This is a genomic window from Umezawaea sp. Da 62-37 (genome assembly GCF_032460545.1).
Classification (GTDB): Bacteria; Actinomycetota; Actinomycetes; order Mycobacteriales; family Pseudonocardiaceae; genus Umezawaea.
This window is the reverse complement of sequence record NZ_CP135965.1, coordinates 8,306,365-8,321,379: the sequence shown is the minus strand read 5'-3', so window position 1 is coordinate 8,321,379 and position 15,015 is coordinate 8,306,365. Positions and strand designations below refer to the sequence as shown.

At 71.6% G+C, this 15,015-nt stretch carries 16 protein-coding genes; 10 read left to right on the top strand and 6 right to left on the bottom strand.

Going from position 1 to position 15,015, the window contains the following annotated elements; genetic code table 11:
* Positions 1 to 30 precede the first annotated feature (30 nt).
* On the top strand, positions 31 to 843 hold the full coding sequence (locus RM788_RS38490; protein WP_315924449.1) for a dienelactone hydrolase family protein: 813 nt from the start codon (positions 31 to 33) through the stop codon (positions 841 to 843).
* Between the two features lie 21 nt (positions 844 to 864).
* Here RM788_RS38490 and RM788_RS38485 read toward each other — a convergent pair whose 3' ends face one another.
* On the bottom strand, positions 865 to 1,644 hold the full coding sequence (locus RM788_RS38485) for an oxidoreductase (RefSeq protein ID WP_315924447.1): 780 nt from the start codon (positions 1,642 to 1,644) through the stop codon (positions 865 to 867).
* 99 nt (positions 1,645 to 1,743) lie between these two features.
* Here RM788_RS38485 and RM788_RS38480 point away from each other — a divergent pair, with 99 nt between their 5' ends.
* Complete coding sequence (locus RM788_RS38480; protein WP_315924445.1) at positions 1,744 to 2,742, top strand: hypothetical protein; 999 nt, start codon at positions 1,744 to 1,746, stop codon at positions 2,740 to 2,742.
* 4 nt (positions 2,743 to 2,746) lie between these two features.
* Here the strand turns inward: RM788_RS38480 and RM788_RS38475 are convergent, their stop codons facing one another.
* Positions 2,747 to 4,489 (bottom strand): ABC transporter ATP-binding protein, encoded by a 1,743-nt coding sequence (locus RM788_RS38475; RefSeq protein WP_315924443.1) that lies wholly within the window; start codon positions 4,487 to 4,489, stop codon positions 2,747 to 2,749.
* 92 nt (positions 4,490 to 4,581) lie between these two features.
* Here RM788_RS38475 and RM788_RS38470 point away from each other — a divergent pair, with 92 nt between their 5' ends.
* Both RM788_RS38470 and RM788_RS38465 read left to right on the top strand, forming a co-directional pair.
* Positions 4,582 to 5,016, top strand: coding sequence for a MarR family winged helix-turn-helix transcriptional regulator (locus tag RM788_RS38470; RefSeq protein ID WP_315924441.1), 435 nt, complete (start codon positions 4,582 to 4,584; stop codon positions 5,014 to 5,016).
* Between the two features lie 381 nt (positions 5,017 to 5,397).
* Positions 5,398 to 6,159 (top strand): SDR family NAD(P)-dependent oxidoreductase, encoded by a 762-nt coding sequence (locus tag RM788_RS38465; RefSeq protein WP_315924439.1) that lies wholly within the window; start codon positions 5,398 to 5,400, stop codon positions 6,157 to 6,159.
* On the opposite strand, the gene RM788_RS38460 is transcribed toward RM788_RS38465, so the two are convergent.
* The gene (locus tag RM788_RS38460; RefSeq protein ID WP_315924437.1) at positions 6,131 to 6,784 is read right to left on the bottom strand and encodes a GntR family transcriptional regulator; all 654 of its coding nucleotides are present in this window, start codon (positions 6,782 to 6,784) and stop codon (positions 6,131 to 6,133) included. The two genes, RM788_RS38465 and RM788_RS38460, sit on opposite strands and share 29 nt — an antisense overlap.
* Before the next feature lie 54 nt (positions 6,785 to 6,838).
* Between RM788_RS38460 and RM788_RS38455 the strand changes: the two genes are divergently transcribed.
* Entirely contained in the window at positions 6,839 to 7,804 is a 966-nt protein-coding gene (locus RM788_RS38455) for an EamA family transporter (RefSeq protein WP_315924435.1), read from the top strand.
* Entirely contained in the window at positions 7,801 to 8,424 is a 624-nt protein-coding gene (locus RM788_RS38450; protein ID WP_315924432.1) for a hypothetical protein, read from the top strand. Before RM788_RS38455 ends, RM788_RS38450 begins: the two co-directional genes overlap by 4 nt.
* Here RM788_RS38450 and RM788_RS38445 read toward each other — a convergent pair whose 3' ends face one another.
* Positions 8,425 to 8,964 carry a hypothetical protein gene (locus RM788_RS38445; protein WP_315924430.1) on the bottom strand — a complete coding sequence of 180 codons (540 nt, stop codon included), beginning with the start codon at positions 8,962 to 8,964 and terminating at the stop codon, positions 8,425 to 8,427.
* A 102-nt stretch (positions 8,965 to 9,066) separates the two neighbouring features.
* Between RM788_RS38445 and RM788_RS38440 the strand changes: the two genes are divergently transcribed.
* Positions 9,067 to 9,528, top strand: a complete 462-nt coding sequence (locus tag RM788_RS38440; protein ID WP_315924428.1) for a MarR family winged helix-turn-helix transcriptional regulator — start codon at positions 9,067 to 9,069, stop codon at positions 9,526 to 9,528.
* A gap of 377 nt (positions 9,529 to 9,905) precedes the next feature.
* Positions 9,906 to 11,276 carry an aminotransferase class V-fold PLP-dependent enzyme gene (locus RM788_RS38435; protein ID WP_315924426.1) on the top strand — a complete coding sequence of 457 codons (1,371 nt, stop codon included), beginning with the start codon at positions 9,906 to 9,908 and terminating at the stop codon, positions 11,274 to 11,276.
* 1 nt (position 11,277) lies between these two features.
* On the opposite strand, the gene RM788_RS38430 is transcribed toward RM788_RS38435, so the two are convergent.
* Complete coding sequence (locus RM788_RS38430; RefSeq protein WP_315924424.1) at positions 11,278 to 11,931, bottom strand: response regulator; 654 nt, start codon at positions 11,929 to 11,931, stop codon at positions 11,278 to 11,280.
* Positions 11,928 to 13,115 (bottom strand): sensor histidine kinase, encoded by a 1,188-nt coding sequence (locus RM788_RS38425; RefSeq protein ID WP_315924422.1) that lies wholly within the window; start codon positions 13,113 to 13,115, stop codon positions 11,928 to 11,930. Before RM788_RS38425 ends, RM788_RS38430 begins: the two co-directional genes overlap by 4 nt.
* A 151-nt stretch (positions 13,116 to 13,266) precedes the next feature.
* Between RM788_RS38425 and RM788_RS38420 the strand changes: the two genes are divergently transcribed.
* The gene (locus tag RM788_RS38420) at positions 13,267 to 14,613 is read left to right on the top strand and encodes a DUF8832 domain-containing protein (protein WP_315924420.1); all 1,347 of its coding nucleotides are present in this window, start codon (positions 13,267 to 13,269) and stop codon (positions 14,611 to 14,613) included.
* Positions 14,610 to 15,014: a FixH family protein gene (locus tag RM788_RS38415; RefSeq protein WP_315924418.1), complete on the top strand. Its 405-nt coding sequence runs from the start codon at positions 14,610 to 14,612 to the stop codon at positions 15,012 to 15,014. Before RM788_RS38420 ends, RM788_RS38415 begins: the two co-directional genes overlap by 4 nt.
* The last annotated feature ends 1 nt before the right edge of the window (position 15,015 follow it).

The window sequence follows — 15,015 nt, the reverse complement described above, 5'->3', positions numbered from 1 at the left end:
CGGCGCAGGCCCACCAGAGCGAGGAGCACCATGACCGACACCGCGCCCGCCTCCGACCTGACCGGCTGGCGGCACCGGCCGTTCACCGCGGCGGGGATCACCCACGACTGCTTCGAGAAGGGCGAGGGGCCCGGCGTCGTGGTGCTGCCGGAGGTCCCCGGCATCCACCCCGAGGTCCTCGGCTTCGGCGACCACCTGGTCGACCAGGGGTTCACCGTGGTGCTGGTCTCGCTCTACGGGGTGCCGGGCAAGGCGGCGTCGGGCGGGTACACGGCCTCCACGATCGCCAGGGCGTGCGTGTCGGCGGAGTTCCGGGCGTTCGCCGTGAACGCGCACCGGCCGGTCACCGACTACCTGCGCGCGGTGTCCCGCGATCTCGCGGGTCGTACGCCGGGCAGGGGGGTCGGGGTCATCGGGATGTGCTTCTCCGGCGGGTTCGCGCTGGCGGCGGCCGTGGACGACGTCGTGCTGGCGCCGGTGATGAGCCAGCCGTCCGTGCCGTTCCCGGTCGGGGCTGGGCGGAAGCGCGATGTCGGGTTGGCGCCGGACGAGGCCGCGCGGATCGTGGAGCGCACCAAGAACGACGGCCTGTGCGTGCTGGGGATGCGGTTCAGCGAGGACCCGGTGATGCCGCGCGAGCGGTTCGCGAGCCTGCGGGAACTGCTGGGGGACGCGTTCGAGGTCATCGAGTTGGACTCCTCCCCCGGCAACGCCGCCGGGTTCGCCAAGAACGCGCACGCCGTGATCACCGGTGAGGTGCGCGAGGTTCCCGGCCACCCGGCGCTGGGGGCGCGGCAGCGGGTCGTGGAGTTCCTGCGTGAGCGGCTCACGGCGGCGGAGTAGTCCTGCCCCCGTCGCGGCTGGTCACAGGGTTGTGATGAGGCCGCCGTCGATGGTGAAGTCGGCGCCGGTGACGTTGCCCGCGCGGTCGCTGGCGAGCAGCAGGACGAGGTCGGCGACCTCTTCCGGTTTGGTGAAGCGGCCGGTGACCATGCCGGTCGCGGCTTCCTTCGCGACGGCTTCGGCGTCGGCTTGGCCGTTGGAGGCGGCGGCGATCGTCGCGGCCACGCCGTCGGCGCCCAGCCAGAGGGCGGTGGCGACCGGGCCGGGGCTGATGGTGTTGACGCGGACGCCCTTGGGGCCGACCTCCTTGGAGAGGGACTTGGTGAAGTTCGCCAGCGCGGCCTTGGAGGCGCTGTAGTCCATGACGAAGGGGTCGGGCAGGAAGGCGTTGACGGAGCCGATCGTGATGACGGAGCCGGTGCCGCGTGCGAGCAGGTGCGGTAGCGCGGCGCGGGTGGCGCGGACGGCGGACAGGAAGTTGAGCGTGAGCATGTCCGTCCAGTCGTCGTCGGTGATGGTCAGGAACCCGCCCAGCCTCGGGTGGGCCGCGCCGACGTTGTTGACCAGGATGTCCACGCCGCCGTGGACGGCGACCGCTTCGTCGACGAGCCTGGCCGGGCCGTCCGGGGTGCCGAGGTCGACCGAGACCGGGTGGACCAGCGGTGAGGGGTCGTCGTGCCATTCCCTGGCCCCGGCGACGACCTGGACCCCTTCCGCGGCGAGGGCGCGGGTGACCGCGAGCCCGATCCCCTTGCTGGCGCCGGTGACCACGGCGATCTTGCCGGTGAGGTGCAGGTCCATCGGGATTCCTCCAGGTGCTCGACGGCCGACTCTCGTCCCACCCGCGGTGCGGCGCAAGGCAACCCCGGCTTGATCACACCGACACGGAGGTCCGATCACATGCGCGTGGACGAAGCACGGGCCGCGGCGGCCGACTGGGTGGTGGGGCGCGCGAGCCGGGAGCCCGCGTTCCTGGGCGCGTACTTCACCGGGTCGACCGTCGGCATGGCCACCGACGCGGAACTGCCGGTGGCGTCCGATGTGGACGTCGCGGTCGTGCTGGACGTCGACGAGGCACCGGCGAAAGCGGGCAAGTTCGTCCACCTGGGCGCACTGGTCGAGGTGACCTACCTGCCGTGGCACGAGGTCCGCGAGGCGCTGGGGACCCACTACCTGGCGGGCGGTCTGCGCACGGACACGATCATCGCCGACCCGTCCGGCAGGCTGCGCCCGTTGCAGGCGGTGGTGGCCGAGCACTTCTCCGACGAGAAGTGGGTGCGCCACCGGTCGGAGGCGGCCCGGCGACGCGTCGAGACGAGGCTCCGCGCGCTGGACGACACCGCGCCGTGGCACCAGCAGGTGATGGGCTGGGTGTTCCCGACCGGTGTGACCGCGCACGTCCTGCTGGTCGCCGCCCAGCGCGACCCGACCGTGCGCCTGCGCTACCTCGCCGTACGTCCCGTGGCACCCGCGCCGGTCTACCGGGAGCTGCTGGAACAGCTCGGCTGCGCCGACTGGACACCGGCTCGGGTCGGGCACCACCTGGACCGCCTGGCGACGACGTTCGACCTCGCCGCCGACGCCGCCAGGACCCCGCTGCCCTTCAGCACCGACCTCACCCCCGCCGCCCGGCCGATCGCGATCGACGGCACCCGCGAGCTGATCGACGCGGGCGACCACCGCGAGGCCGTGTTCTGGATGGTCGTCACCCACACCCGCTGCCACACCGCCCTCGCCCTCGACGCGCCCGACGCGCACCGGGAGGCGCGCCCGGCGTTCGACGACCTGATGGCCGACCTGGGCATCACCACCACCGCCGATCTGCGCGCCCGCGCCGAGCGGACGCTCGGGTACCTGCCGGAGCTGTGGGCGGCGGCCGAGGACCTGATGCGCCGGTAGTCCGCTACGACACCGGTTCCAGGCTGCCGTCGCGCCGGATCAGCGCGGCGTACTCGCCGTTGAGGGCGAGCAGTTCGTCGTGCGTCCCGCGCTCGGCGATCTCGCCCCGGTCGAGCACCAGGATCTGGTCCGCGTCGCGGATGGTCGACAGCCGGTGCGCGATGGTGATCGTCGTGCGGCCCGCGGACAGCGCGTCGATCGCCTCCTGCACGGCCAGCTCGGTCTGGTTGTCCAGCGCGCTCGTGGCCTCGTCCAGCACCAGGATCGGCGGGTTGCGCAGGATCGTGCGGGCGATGGCCAGACGCTGCTTCTCACCGCCGGAGAACCGGTAGCCGCGTTCGCCGACCAGGGTGTCGTAACCCTCGGGCAGGCCGCTGATGTGCTGGTGGATCTGCGCCGCCCGCGCGGCCGCGACCAGTTCGTCGTCGGTCGCGTCCGGCTTGGCGAAGCGCAGGTTGTCGGCGATGGAGGCGTGGAACAGGTACGTCTCCTGGGAGACCACGCCGACGGCCTCGGCCAGGGTGGCGAAGTCCAGGTCGCGCACGTCGACGCCGTCGATCGTGACCCGGCCCGCCGTCACGTCGTAGAGCCGCGGGACCAGGTAGCTCAGGGTCGTCTTGCCCGACCCGGTCTCGCCCACCACGGCGAGGCTGGTGCCCGGCGGCACGACGACGTCGATGCCGGACAGGGTCCGGTGCTCCTCGGAGTAGGCGAACGACACGTCCTCGAACCGCACCTCGCCGCGGACGTCCACCAGCGGCAGCGGGTTCGCGGGCGGCTCGACGTCCACCGGCAGGTCGAGGTACTCGAAGATGCGCTGGAACAGCGCCAGCGAGCTCTGCAGCTCCACCCCGGTCTGGATCAGCGACACGGCTGGGCGGAACAGGGTCTGCTGCAACGACACGAACGCGACCAGCGTGCCCAGCGAGGCGATCGGCACGCCCAGCGCGCCGCTCGCGCCCGCGGCCCAGTAGATCAGGGCGGGCATGGCGGCCATCACGATGCCCACGGTCGACATCCGCCAGCGACCCGCCATGCTCGCGCGGACCTCCAGCTTGGTCAGCTTCGCCGACTCCTCGGCGAACGACGTGGTCAACGAGTTCGTGCGGCCCATCGTGTGGCCGAGCAGGATCCCGCTGACCGACAGGGACTCCTGCACGTTCGTGGACATCGTGGCGAGCTGCCGCTGGCGCTCACCGGTGATCTTCTTGCGCTCGGTGCCCACCCGGCGGCTGATCCACACGAACAGCGGGAGCAGCGCGAGCGACACGATCGTCAGGCGCCAGTCGAGCGCGGTCATGGCGACGACGGTCGCCACCACCGTGGTCACGTTCGACACCAGCGAGGTCGCGGTGGACGTGACCGTGGACTGCATGCCGCCGATGTCGTTGGCGATGCGCGACTGCACCTCGCCGGTGCGGGTCTTGGTGAAGAACGCCAGCGACATGCGCTGGAGGTGGTCGTAGACGCTCGTGCGCAGGTCGTGCATGACGTCCTGGCCCACGGCGGTCGACACGTAGGTCTGGATCACGTTGAAGACGCTGGTCGCCACGGCGACCGCGATGAGGCCCGCGGCGAGCGCGGTCAGCAGACCCACCCGACCCTGCGGGATGGCCACGTCGAGGATCTCGCGCAGCAGGAACGGCGACGCCACCGACACCAGTGACGACAGCAGGACGAACAGGGCGACCGAGGACAGCCGCAGCCGGTAGGGCCGGAACAGCCCCAGGATCCGGCGGACGCTCACCGGGTGATCTTGTTCGGTGGTCGGCAAGGACACCTCCATGGGTTGACTCTTACCTATGGTAACAATGAACGGGCCTCTGTTATTCTGTGGCCGTGGACACGGACGAAACCGCAGGTGGGCTGGGTGAGCTGTTCCTCCGCCAGGCCAGGCGCATCCGCCGCGCCTACGGCGAACGCCTCGCCCCGCTCGGCTTCACCCTCGCCCAGTCCCGTGCGCTGGAGGTCATCGCCCGCTACGGCGACTCACCACCCCGGATGGTCGACCTCGCCGACCGGCTGCACGTGGTGCCGCGGGCGGTGACGCCGCTGGTGGACGCCCTGGAGGAAGCCGGGCTGGTGCGGCGGCGGGTGGACCCGGCGAACCGGAGGTCGATGCTGCTGGAGCTGACGGAGTCGGGGGCGCGGACGCGGGAGGCGTTCCGGGAAGCGCGGGCGGAGGCGGCGGCCGGTTTGTTCGCGCCGCTGTCGGGGGAGCAGCAGGCGGAGTTGAGGGCGTTGTTGGAGAAGATCGAGGCGGCGGCGGGGTAGGTCGCTTTGCAGCAGGTCGACACCGGGTGTCGGCGGCTGTCGTGCTGGGTCGCCGGGGGGTCGGATCCGACGTGCTCCGGGTGCGGCCGGCTTGACTTGGGGCCCCTTTTTTGGGCCTTGTCAGGCTAAAAGGGCAGGTGGTAGAGATGCCCGCCGACCAATTGTAGGCCCGAAAACCCCAAGTCAAGCCGGCCGCACAAGCGGACGAGCGCTGCTCGGTGGGTGGTCGGACGGCAGGTCGGCTCGGTGCCGTCGTGGCCGGTACGCCTTGGTGTCCACCTTTGTGGTCGACCTGCTTGGCGATTCCGGTTCGCCCTCGTGCAGTGCGTACTGCCGGGTCCGTTGTGCGGGGTGTGGTGGTGTAGTCGAAGATCGGTGCCCATGAGCACCGTCCTGATCACCGGTTCGGCTGATGGCCTTGGGCAGATGGCCGCGAAGCTGCTGCTCGACGAGGGCCATGAGGTGGTGTTGCACGCGCGGGACGAGGCGCGGGCGGAGCAGGCGTTGGGGGCGGTGCCGGGAGCGGCGGGGGTGTTGACGGGGGATTTGTCGAGCATCGCCGAGGTGGTTGGGCTGGCCGGGCAGGCGAATGCGCGGGGGCGGTTCGACGCGGTGATCCACAACGCGGGTGTCTACCGGTTGCCGGAGCGGGTGGAGACGGTTGACGGGTTGTCGTTGGTGTTCGCGGTGAACGTGCTTGCGCCGTACCTGCTGACCGCGCTCGTCGAGCGGCCGACCAGCCTGGTGTACCTGAGTTCCGGCATGCACCGCGGTGGTGATCCCGATTTGAGCGATCTCCAGTGGAAGCGCAAGCCGTGGCAGGGCTCGCAGGCGTATTCGGACTCGAAGCTGTTGGACGTGGCGCTGGCGTTCGGTGTGGCGCGGCGTTGGGCGGGGGTCCGTTCGAACGCGGTCGATCCCGGTTGGGTGGCCACGAAGATGGGTGGGCCCGGTGCGCCCGACGACCTGGCGCAGGGGCCGGAGACGCAGGTGCGGTTGGCCGTCGACGACCTGGGCAGTGGCGGCTACTACTACCACCAGCGGATGAGCGAGACCCATCCCGCGGTGTCCGACATCGAGGTGCAGGAAGGGCTGCTGGCGGTGTGCCGGGAGATCACGGGTGTGGAGATGGCGACGACGTGAGTCGTGCCTCGGCGTTGTCGAGGTGGGCGCGCATCGCCTCGCACGCCCGGTCGACGTCGCCGGAACCGATGACCTCCAACAACTCCCGGTGCTCCACGGCGAGGTCGTGGGGGCCGGGGTACACCGCGTGCAGCTGCGCCAGGCAGAGCTGCATCTCCTCCTGCATCGCCGGGTAGATCCGGCTCAGCCGGGGGCTACCCGCGCAGTCGACGAGCGCGACGTGGAACGCCGTGTGCGCCTCCACCCGCGCCGACCAGTCCGCGGTCTCCGGCAGGGCCTCCAGCGCCGCCAGCAGTTCTTCGGCCCGTTCCAGCGAGAGCCCCTTCTCGACGATCTCGCGCACCGCCCGCACCTCCAGCGGCGTCCGGACGAAGAAGAGGTCGCGCACGTCGTCCTCGGTCAGCACCGGCACGGTCAGCGAACGACCACCGCCCGCCCGCACCAGGTGGCGCGCCACGAGCACCTGCAACGCCGACCGCACCGTCGGCCGCGCGACCCCGAACGCGCTCGCCAGCCCGTTCTCGGTCAGCGCCTCACCGGGCCCCAGCTCGCCGCTCAGGATCCGCTTGCGCACCTCGGCCACGAGGGCGTCCCTCGTGGTGGTCGTCTGCAACACCGGGCTCACTCGTCCAGCCTAACAGCAATTGAGTTATACGGTTATACCGTCTACCTTCGCCTCATGACCCGTCCCGCCGTGCTCAGCGCGGTCGGCGGCGCCGCGCTCTGGGGCACCATCGGCCCGGTGGCCAGCCTGTTCACCGATCAGGAACGCCTCGCCTCCAGCGGAATCCGCATCGCCATCGGCGCCTGCACCCTCTTCGCCCTCGGCGGCCGCCCCTTCACCCGCGCCTGGCGACGACGTGACATCGCACCGCTGCTCGCCGCCGCCATCGGCCTGGCGGGCTTCCAGCTCTGCTACTTCGCCGCCGTGGGCGTCAGCGGGGTCGCCATCAGCACCGCCGTCTCGATCGGCCTGGCCCCGGTCCTCACCGGCCTGTGGACGGCGGTCGCGGGACGCGGGCGGCCCACCGGCTGGTGGTTCGCGGGCACCGCGCTGGCCGTGTCCGGGCTCGCCCTGCTCATGCTCGGCGGCACCGCGGGGATCATCCTGTCCCCCAAGGGACTCGCACTGTCCACAGTGGCCGCGGCCTGCTTCAGCCTCCAGGCGGTGTCGATCAGGCACCTCGCCGACCGCCACGCCGACACCGTCGTGCTCACCGCCATGTTCGCCATCGCGACCCTGGTCCTGACCCCGGTGACCATCGCGTACGCCTCCCCGTCCCTGCTCACGGGAAAGGCGCTCGTGAGCCTGCTCTACCTGGGCACCATCACGGCGGGCGTCTCGTACTGGCTGTTCGCCTACGGCATCAGGCACCTGGGCGCGCCGGCGGCCATCACCATCAGCCTGCTGGAACCGGCCTGCGCGGCCGCGATCGCCGCGCTGCTGCTGGGTGAGCGGATGACGGGCGGCCAGTGGACGGGCATCGGCCTCATCTGCGGGGCGATCGTGCTCACCACGATCTCCTCGACCAGCCCCGAACCGGCGGCCGTCCCGATCCGACACCGCGCCCCGGTAACCCACCGACCCGATGCGACGACACCCCATACGATCACCGCACCACCGCATCAGGGAGACCCAGCGTGACCAGCTCTTCGGACCCCGCGGGCCCGTTACCCGGCACGACCAACCGCGTGGACGGCGTGGTGAACGGCCCTTCGGTGCAGGCGGGCACCATCCACGGCGGGGTGCACTTCCACACCGCACCCCCACAGCACTTCCACACCACACCTCCGCCACCCAGGCCCCTGTACGTGCCGACCCACCCGATCCGCGCGTCAGGCAAGGGCCCGTTCCTGCGGAAGTGGGGAGTCGCCCTGCTGCCCCCGCTGCTGGTCGGGGTGGGCGTCGGCGGAACGGTCGACGCGACCATGGCGCGGACCCCGCTCGGCGTCCGCGTCCTGGTCGACCTGGCGATCTTCGCGGCCGTGGCGCTCGCGGTGGCGGCCGTGGCGAGGGTGTCAGCCGACACCACCGTCGCCGGCGTCCTCGACCGATGCACCTCGAAGGCGTTCACGGCCCTGTCCACCACGGCGCTGTGGTGCTGGCTCGGCTTCGCCGTCGCGATGTTCGGCACCGGATTCGGCCGGGAGCTGTCCCGCCCGCCGGACGACCCCAAATCGGCGGGCGCGAACGGGGCGCTGGTGGCGCTGGCCGTGCTCGGCCTGCTCGTCGGCAGGCTCCTCGCGCGCAGCCTGCGGAAGTAGTCAGGCCTCCCGCTGGAACACGTACCCCGCCGCCGCCCGGTCGAGCCCTTCGGTCACCAGCCGGTACTTCTTCTTCGCCAGCAGCACCAGGGCGTCCAACCGGTACCCCTCCCCCGGCTCGCGCGTACCCGCCAGCAGCCACCCGCCCGGCTTCAGGCACCGCGCGGCGTTCTCCCCGACCGGCCCGCCGTGCAACGAGATCACCAGGTCCCAGCTCGCCACCGGCAGAGCCCCCAGCACCCGGTCGTACTCGCCGCCGAGGAACCGGATCCGGGGCTCGCCCTCGTAGGTCTTGTTCTGATCCGCCAACCGCATGGCCGAAGCCGTGTCCGCGAACGCCGTCCGGGCCCGCTGGTCGGTGTCCACGTAGGTCACGTCCGGCCAGACGTAGGACGCCGTCACGTCCAGCGACGACACCGTGTAGACCACCCGCCGCGTTCCGGTGTGGGCGGCGACGGCCGCGAACATCCCCGCGCGATCGGTGGCCGCGCCGAGGTGGTCGGTGAACGTGCGGGTGGACGGCGTGGCGCGGCGGGACAAGGCAACTCCTGGATCTCCGGGGGACCGGAGCAGCGTAACCACCCGGCCGCACGGCCGCTCACACCTGCTGTTCGAATTTGAACAATACGGTACAGTCGCCCCATGGCGGAACCGAAGTGGCTCGACGCGAGGGAACTGGCGGCCTGGGAGGGCTACCTGGAGGTGAGCACCATGCTCAACCGCCGCGTCGAACAACAGCTCAAGGACGACGCCGGCCTGTCCCACCCGCAGTACGAGGTGCTCGCCCGGCTGTCGGCCGCGCCCGACGGGGAACTCCGGATGACCGAACTGGCGGGCGCCGCGCTGACTTCCAAGAGCGGCCTCACCTACCAGGTGGCGCAATTGGAGAAGGGCGGCCTGGTGAAGCGCCGCACCTGCGAGTCCGACGAACGCGGTGTCATCGCCACGCTCACCGACGCCGGTTGGCAGAAGCTGCGCGAGTCGGCGCCCGGTCACGCGGGCCTCGTGCGCGACCTCTTCCTCGACGGCCTGAGCCGCAAGCAGTTCACCGCGTTCGCCGAAGGCCTCGAATCGATCCGCAAACGCCTGCGCGACAAGGACTGAACTCCGACCCCGGACGACCACGACCGTTCCCGCCTCCCCGCACGGCCGTCGTCCTCGTCCATCCACGCCGTCGGGATCGACGCGACAACGGATTCGACAACGCTGTCGGCGCGCGAAAACCTGTTGTCACGCGATTCGCTACGTGCCATGTACAACGTCGGATGGTCGGACACCCGTTCCACATTCTTGCGGATTGGGTTGTTCCCTTTAGCAAGCACCGGATACAGGACTGTGCTCCTGATAACAGCACCGGCGAGTCGCCATGATCGAACTTTTTCTGCGTGTATGTTCCGAACACGCCGTCGAACGAGGTCAGCAGACCCGTATTCCCATTCGGCGAATTGATGCCAGCGTCATCTCGACCGCGGGGAGCAAAGATGACCTCACGCCACACCGACATGCGCCCTGCGGTGCGACATGCGGGTGAGCCGTCCGCTTTCCTGGCCGCCTACCCCGGTTACGAGTTGACCCGAGGGCTGGACCGGTTGCGCCGCACGGAGTTCGCCTACCTCGACGAGCAGGACCACCTGTACCTGGACTTCGCGGGATCGGGACTGGCCGCCACCGCGCAGCACCGGGCGCACCAGGAACGGGTGTCCGGCGTGCTGCCCGGCGGTCCGAGCACCACCGCCGCGGCCGTCGACCACGCGCGCCGAGCCGTGCTGCGGCACCTGAACGCGTCCCCGCAGGAGTACAGCGTCGTGTTCACCGCCAACGCGACCGCGGCCGCCAGGCTGGTCGGCGAGCGGTACCCGTTCACCAGGCACAGCAGGCTGGTGCTCACCTCGGACAACCACCAGTCCGTCACGGCGCTGCGCGGTTTCGCCAAGGCCGCCCACACCGAGACCACGGTGATCTCCACCCAGCGCCCGGACCTGCGCGTGTCGACCAGCACCGTCATCGCCGCACTCGGCCGCAAGCGCCCCGACCGCAAGCGCGGCCTGTTCGCCTTCCCCGCGCAGAGCGGCTTCACCGGTGTGCAGCACGCGCTGGGGTGGATCGACATCGCCCGCGACCGCGGTTACGACGTGCTGCTGGACGCCGCCGCGTACCTGCCCACCAACACCCTCGACCTCAGCATGGTGCACCCCGACTTCGTGACGGTCAGCTGGTACAAGCTGTTCGGCTACCCCACCGGCGTCGGCTGCCTGGTCATCCGCCGCGAGGCGCTGGCCCGGCTGACCGCGGCACCGCTGGAGGAGGGCGTCGACCTGCACTCGGTCCCCGACGTCGAGGTCGGCCTGTCCCTGTTGGCGGACAACGGCATCGAGCTGACCTCCCGCCGCGTCCGCTACCTCACCGGCTGGTTCCTCGACCGCCTCACCGGCCTGCGGCACGGCAACGGCGCCCCGATGGCCCGCGTCTACGGCCCGACCACCACGCTGGCCAGGGGCGGCACCGTCAGCTTCAACCTGCTCGACCCCGAGGGCGGTGTCGTGGACCTGCGCACCGTGGCCGACGAGGCCGCCGCGGCGGGCATCTCCTTGCACACCGGCAAGTTCGGCAACCCCGGCGCGGGCGCGAACGCCGCCGAGCTCTGCCCCCGATCGCTGCGCGCGCTGCTCAAGCAGGGCACGAGGCACGTGGGCGAGCCGGTCGACGTGGCGGGCCTGCCCAGCGACGGCGCCATCCGGGTGTCGTTCGGCGCCCCCTCGACGGTCCGCGACGTGGAGCGCTTCGTCGCGTTCGTCGAGCGGCACTTCGAGGACCGGTTCGTCGAGGGCGGGTTCAGCGGCGAACTGCTCTAGTTCACCGCTGCACCAACCCGTTCAGGTGCGCGTAGACGACGGCGTGCACGCGGTCGCGGAGGCCGAGCTTGGCGAGGATGCGGGACACGTGCGTCTTCACCGTCTCATCCCCCACGTGCAGCTCCGCCGCGATCTCCGCGTTCGTGCACGCCGCCGCCACCAGCATCAGCACTTCCCGCTCCCGCACCGTCAACTGCTCCAACCCCGGCGCGCTGGCAGCCGGGGCGATGCTGCTCGCGAACCGGGCCACCAGCCTCTGCGTGACCGACGGGTCGATCAACGCGTCCCCGCGAGCCGCCACCCGGATCGCCCCGATCAACTCCTCCGGCGGCAGGCTCTTCAACAGGAACCCGCTGGCCCCGGCGTTCAGCGCCCGGTACACGTACTCGTCGCTGTCGTACGTGGTGAGCACGACGACCTTCGTCCGGTTCTCCGGCGCCGCCAGGATCGCCTCGGTCGCGCTCAACCCGTCCAACTTCGGCATCCGGATGTCCAGCACCGCCACGTCCGGCCGCAACCGGGCCACCTCGGCGACGGCCGCCCGCCCGTCCGCCACCTCGGCCACGCAGTCCAGATCCGGCTGCGTGTCCAGGATCGCCCGCATCCCCGACCGCAGCATCGCGTGGTCGTCGGCCAGCAGGACCCTCAGCGTCACGCCCCCACCTCCAGCGGGAAAGCGACGGCGGTCCGCCAGGTCCGCCCGTCGGCTTCCAGTCCGCAGGTGGTCACCCCGGCGAACAACCGGGCCCGGTTCCGAATGCCCTCCAACCCGCGGCGGTGCCCCCCGTCCGCACGCGCCGCCGAGACGACCGGCATCCGGTTCGTCGTGGTCAACGCCAGCGAACTGCCGCGGTAGGCCAGTTCCACCTCGACCCCGGACGGGTCGCCGTGGCGCAGGGCGTTGGTCAGCATCTCCTGCACGATCCGGTACACCGTCACCCCCAACGACTCCGGCAGCTCGCGCGGCACGCCGGAGGTGGTGAACCTCGCCGGTATCCCCGCGGCCCGCACCCCGTCGAACAGCTCGTCCAGGTTGTCCAGCCCCGGTTGGCGGGTGCCGTCGGTGTCGTCGCCGTGCAGCAGGTCGAGCAGGTGCCGCAGATCCACCATCGCCGCGCGGCTCGCGGTCTCCACCGCGCTCAACGACGTGGCGAGCCGGTCGTTGCCGGGGTCCAGCCCGAGCCTGGCCGCCCCCGCGTGCATGTTGATGGCGCTCACGTGGTGCGCGATGACGTCGTGCAGGTCGCGGGCGATGGAGCTGCGCTCGGCCGCGAGGGCGTTGGCCAGCGCCTCCTGGGCGTCCCGGCGCTCGCGTTCGTAGCGCTGGTCCAGCTCGGCGAGGTAGACGCGGTGCGCGGAGGTGTAGCGGCCGACCATCCACGGCAGGAGGGCGCCGGTGAGCCCCTTGACCAACAGGATTCGCGGGTTGACCAGCCCGTGGTTGATCGCGAGGTAGGCACCGAACACGCCCACGAGAAGCGCGCCCAGCGCGGCGAACGCGGGCGGGCCCAGCAGCCAGGCACCCGCCCGGTAACCGGCGATCATCATGCCCGCCTCGTTCGCGCAGCACTTCAACGGCCGGTCCAGCAGCATCGGGACCGCCACCTGCACGACCGCGTGCGCGACGGCCACCACCCCGGACAGCCGCGCGGGACCGGCCAGCGCGAGGTCCACCACGGCGATCGCGAGGAGGCACCCGACCTGCGTGGCGGTGAGCGGCGCGGGCGCCCTCAGCAGGAAGTACGACACGTCCGCGACCATGCACACCAGCGCCACCAGGAGCGTCTGCCTGGTCAGCGACAGCCTCGGGCTGTCCGAACGCATCAGTTCCCCCGTCACAGCGGCGATTCTGCGCCATGACCGGCCGGGCACGAGTCCCCCACCAGGGGGATCCATGATCTCCCAGGGTCGGGGATCCCCCTCGTGGGGGAGGCCCGTTCACCCTGGGCCGTGACGCTCCCACGGCACCCCTGCCCTAGGTTCTTCCACGATGAGAACACTCCTGGTGGTCCTCTGCGCGATCGGCTTCGCTTGGGGCGCAACACTTCCCGCGTCGGCTGACGGAGCCCCGGACGGCGCTGACGTGCAGGTGGCGCAGACGCTCGGCGCGCGCGAGCTGACCGTCGTCATCCGACGGGTCGAGCCCGTGCCGGGTCCGGTGCACGTCGAGGTGGTCACCCACGCGGGCTCTCCCGCGGGCGAGTTGGCGCTGCGGCTGAGCCAGGACGGCACGGTGGTCAGCGACACGAAGGTCGTGCTCGGCGCGACTCCCGGCTTCTACGGCGGGACGCTGCGGGTCAGCGGCCCCGGCCCGTGGGAACTGGCGATCGACGACGGCGAACGGGTCGCGACGATCCCGTTCGTGGTGCCCGCGCGGGTGATGTCGCCGTGGCAGAACGCCGCGTACGGCGGGTTCGTGGCGGCGGGCCTGTTCCTGCTGGTGTCGCTGCTGGCCGCGGTGCGCGGTCACGGCCGCGCGGCGCTCGTGCCGGCGGGCGGTGTGGTCGCGGCGCTGGCCGTGGCGGTCACCGCGGCGCTGCTGTCGGCGAGCGTCCCGCCGCCCGCCCCGCCGGGCAGCGACCTCGACCCGACGGTGGACAACGTCACCGACCCCTACGCCGCGGGCCCGGCGTCCACAACGGACTACTCACGGCCGCCGGCGAACCTGGTGGCCTCCAGGAACGGCGACCTCCGGCTGGCGCTCACCGACGGGTCCACCGGCCGTCCGGTCGACGACCTCCTGGTGCACGACAACGCGTTGGTGCACCTCGGGGTCGTGTCGCCGTCGGGCAGGCTGTGGCACCTGCACCCGGTCCGGGTCGGGCCGGGCGACTACCGGGTCGCGCTCGACACCCCGGAACCCGGCCGGTACGCGGTGGCCGCCGAGATCGCCCGGCGCGGCGGCGGTCGGCAGCTGCTGCGGGCCGCGGTCACCCTCGACGCCACCGGCGCGTCCGCGGCCCCCGCCGAGTCCGTCGAGCTGGTCCGGAAGATCGGCGAGGCGGGCACGCCGAGCACGATCACGGCGAAGTTCGGCGCGCGGGACCTCCAGCCGTGGCTGGGGATGGTCGGCCACATGATCGTCACCGGTCCGGTCACCGGCGAGGTCGCGGACGCGCCGGTCTGGGGGCACGTGCACTCGATGACACCGCCGACGCCGGGCCGCACCGACCGGCCGGACGAGAGCGTCGCGGCGTTCGGACCGGACGTGCCGTTCACATACACGTTCCCGCTGCCCGGCCGGTACCTCGTGTGGGTGCAGGCCGAACGCGGCTACTCGGTGCGCACCGTGCCCGCCGTGATCGACGTACCGGCGGCCAGGGGAGCGACGGGATGACCAGGAACGCGATCTTCGGAACGGCCGCGCTGGTGGCGCTGGCCGCGGTGCTGGCGGTGGCCTTCTGGCCCGCCGCCGACGTCCCGACCACCGCGAAGGCCTCCACCGCGCGGTACACCGTCCGGCTCTCGGTGGACGACCCGCGCGCCGGGCCGAACTCCATCGGGCTGGAGGTCACCGATCCTCAGGGCGCTCCCGCGGCGCCGGACGAGGTGGTCGTCGAACCGGTGATGCCGCAGATGGGCCACGCCTACCCGCCCGTGACCGCCACGGCCGAGGGGCCGGGCCGGTTCCGCGCCGCGGCCACCGACCTGCCGATGGCCGGGCCGTGGCAGATCACCGTCTCGCTGCGCGACGCGAGCGGTGTCGACCAGGTCGTACTTCCACTGCTGGTGAAATGAC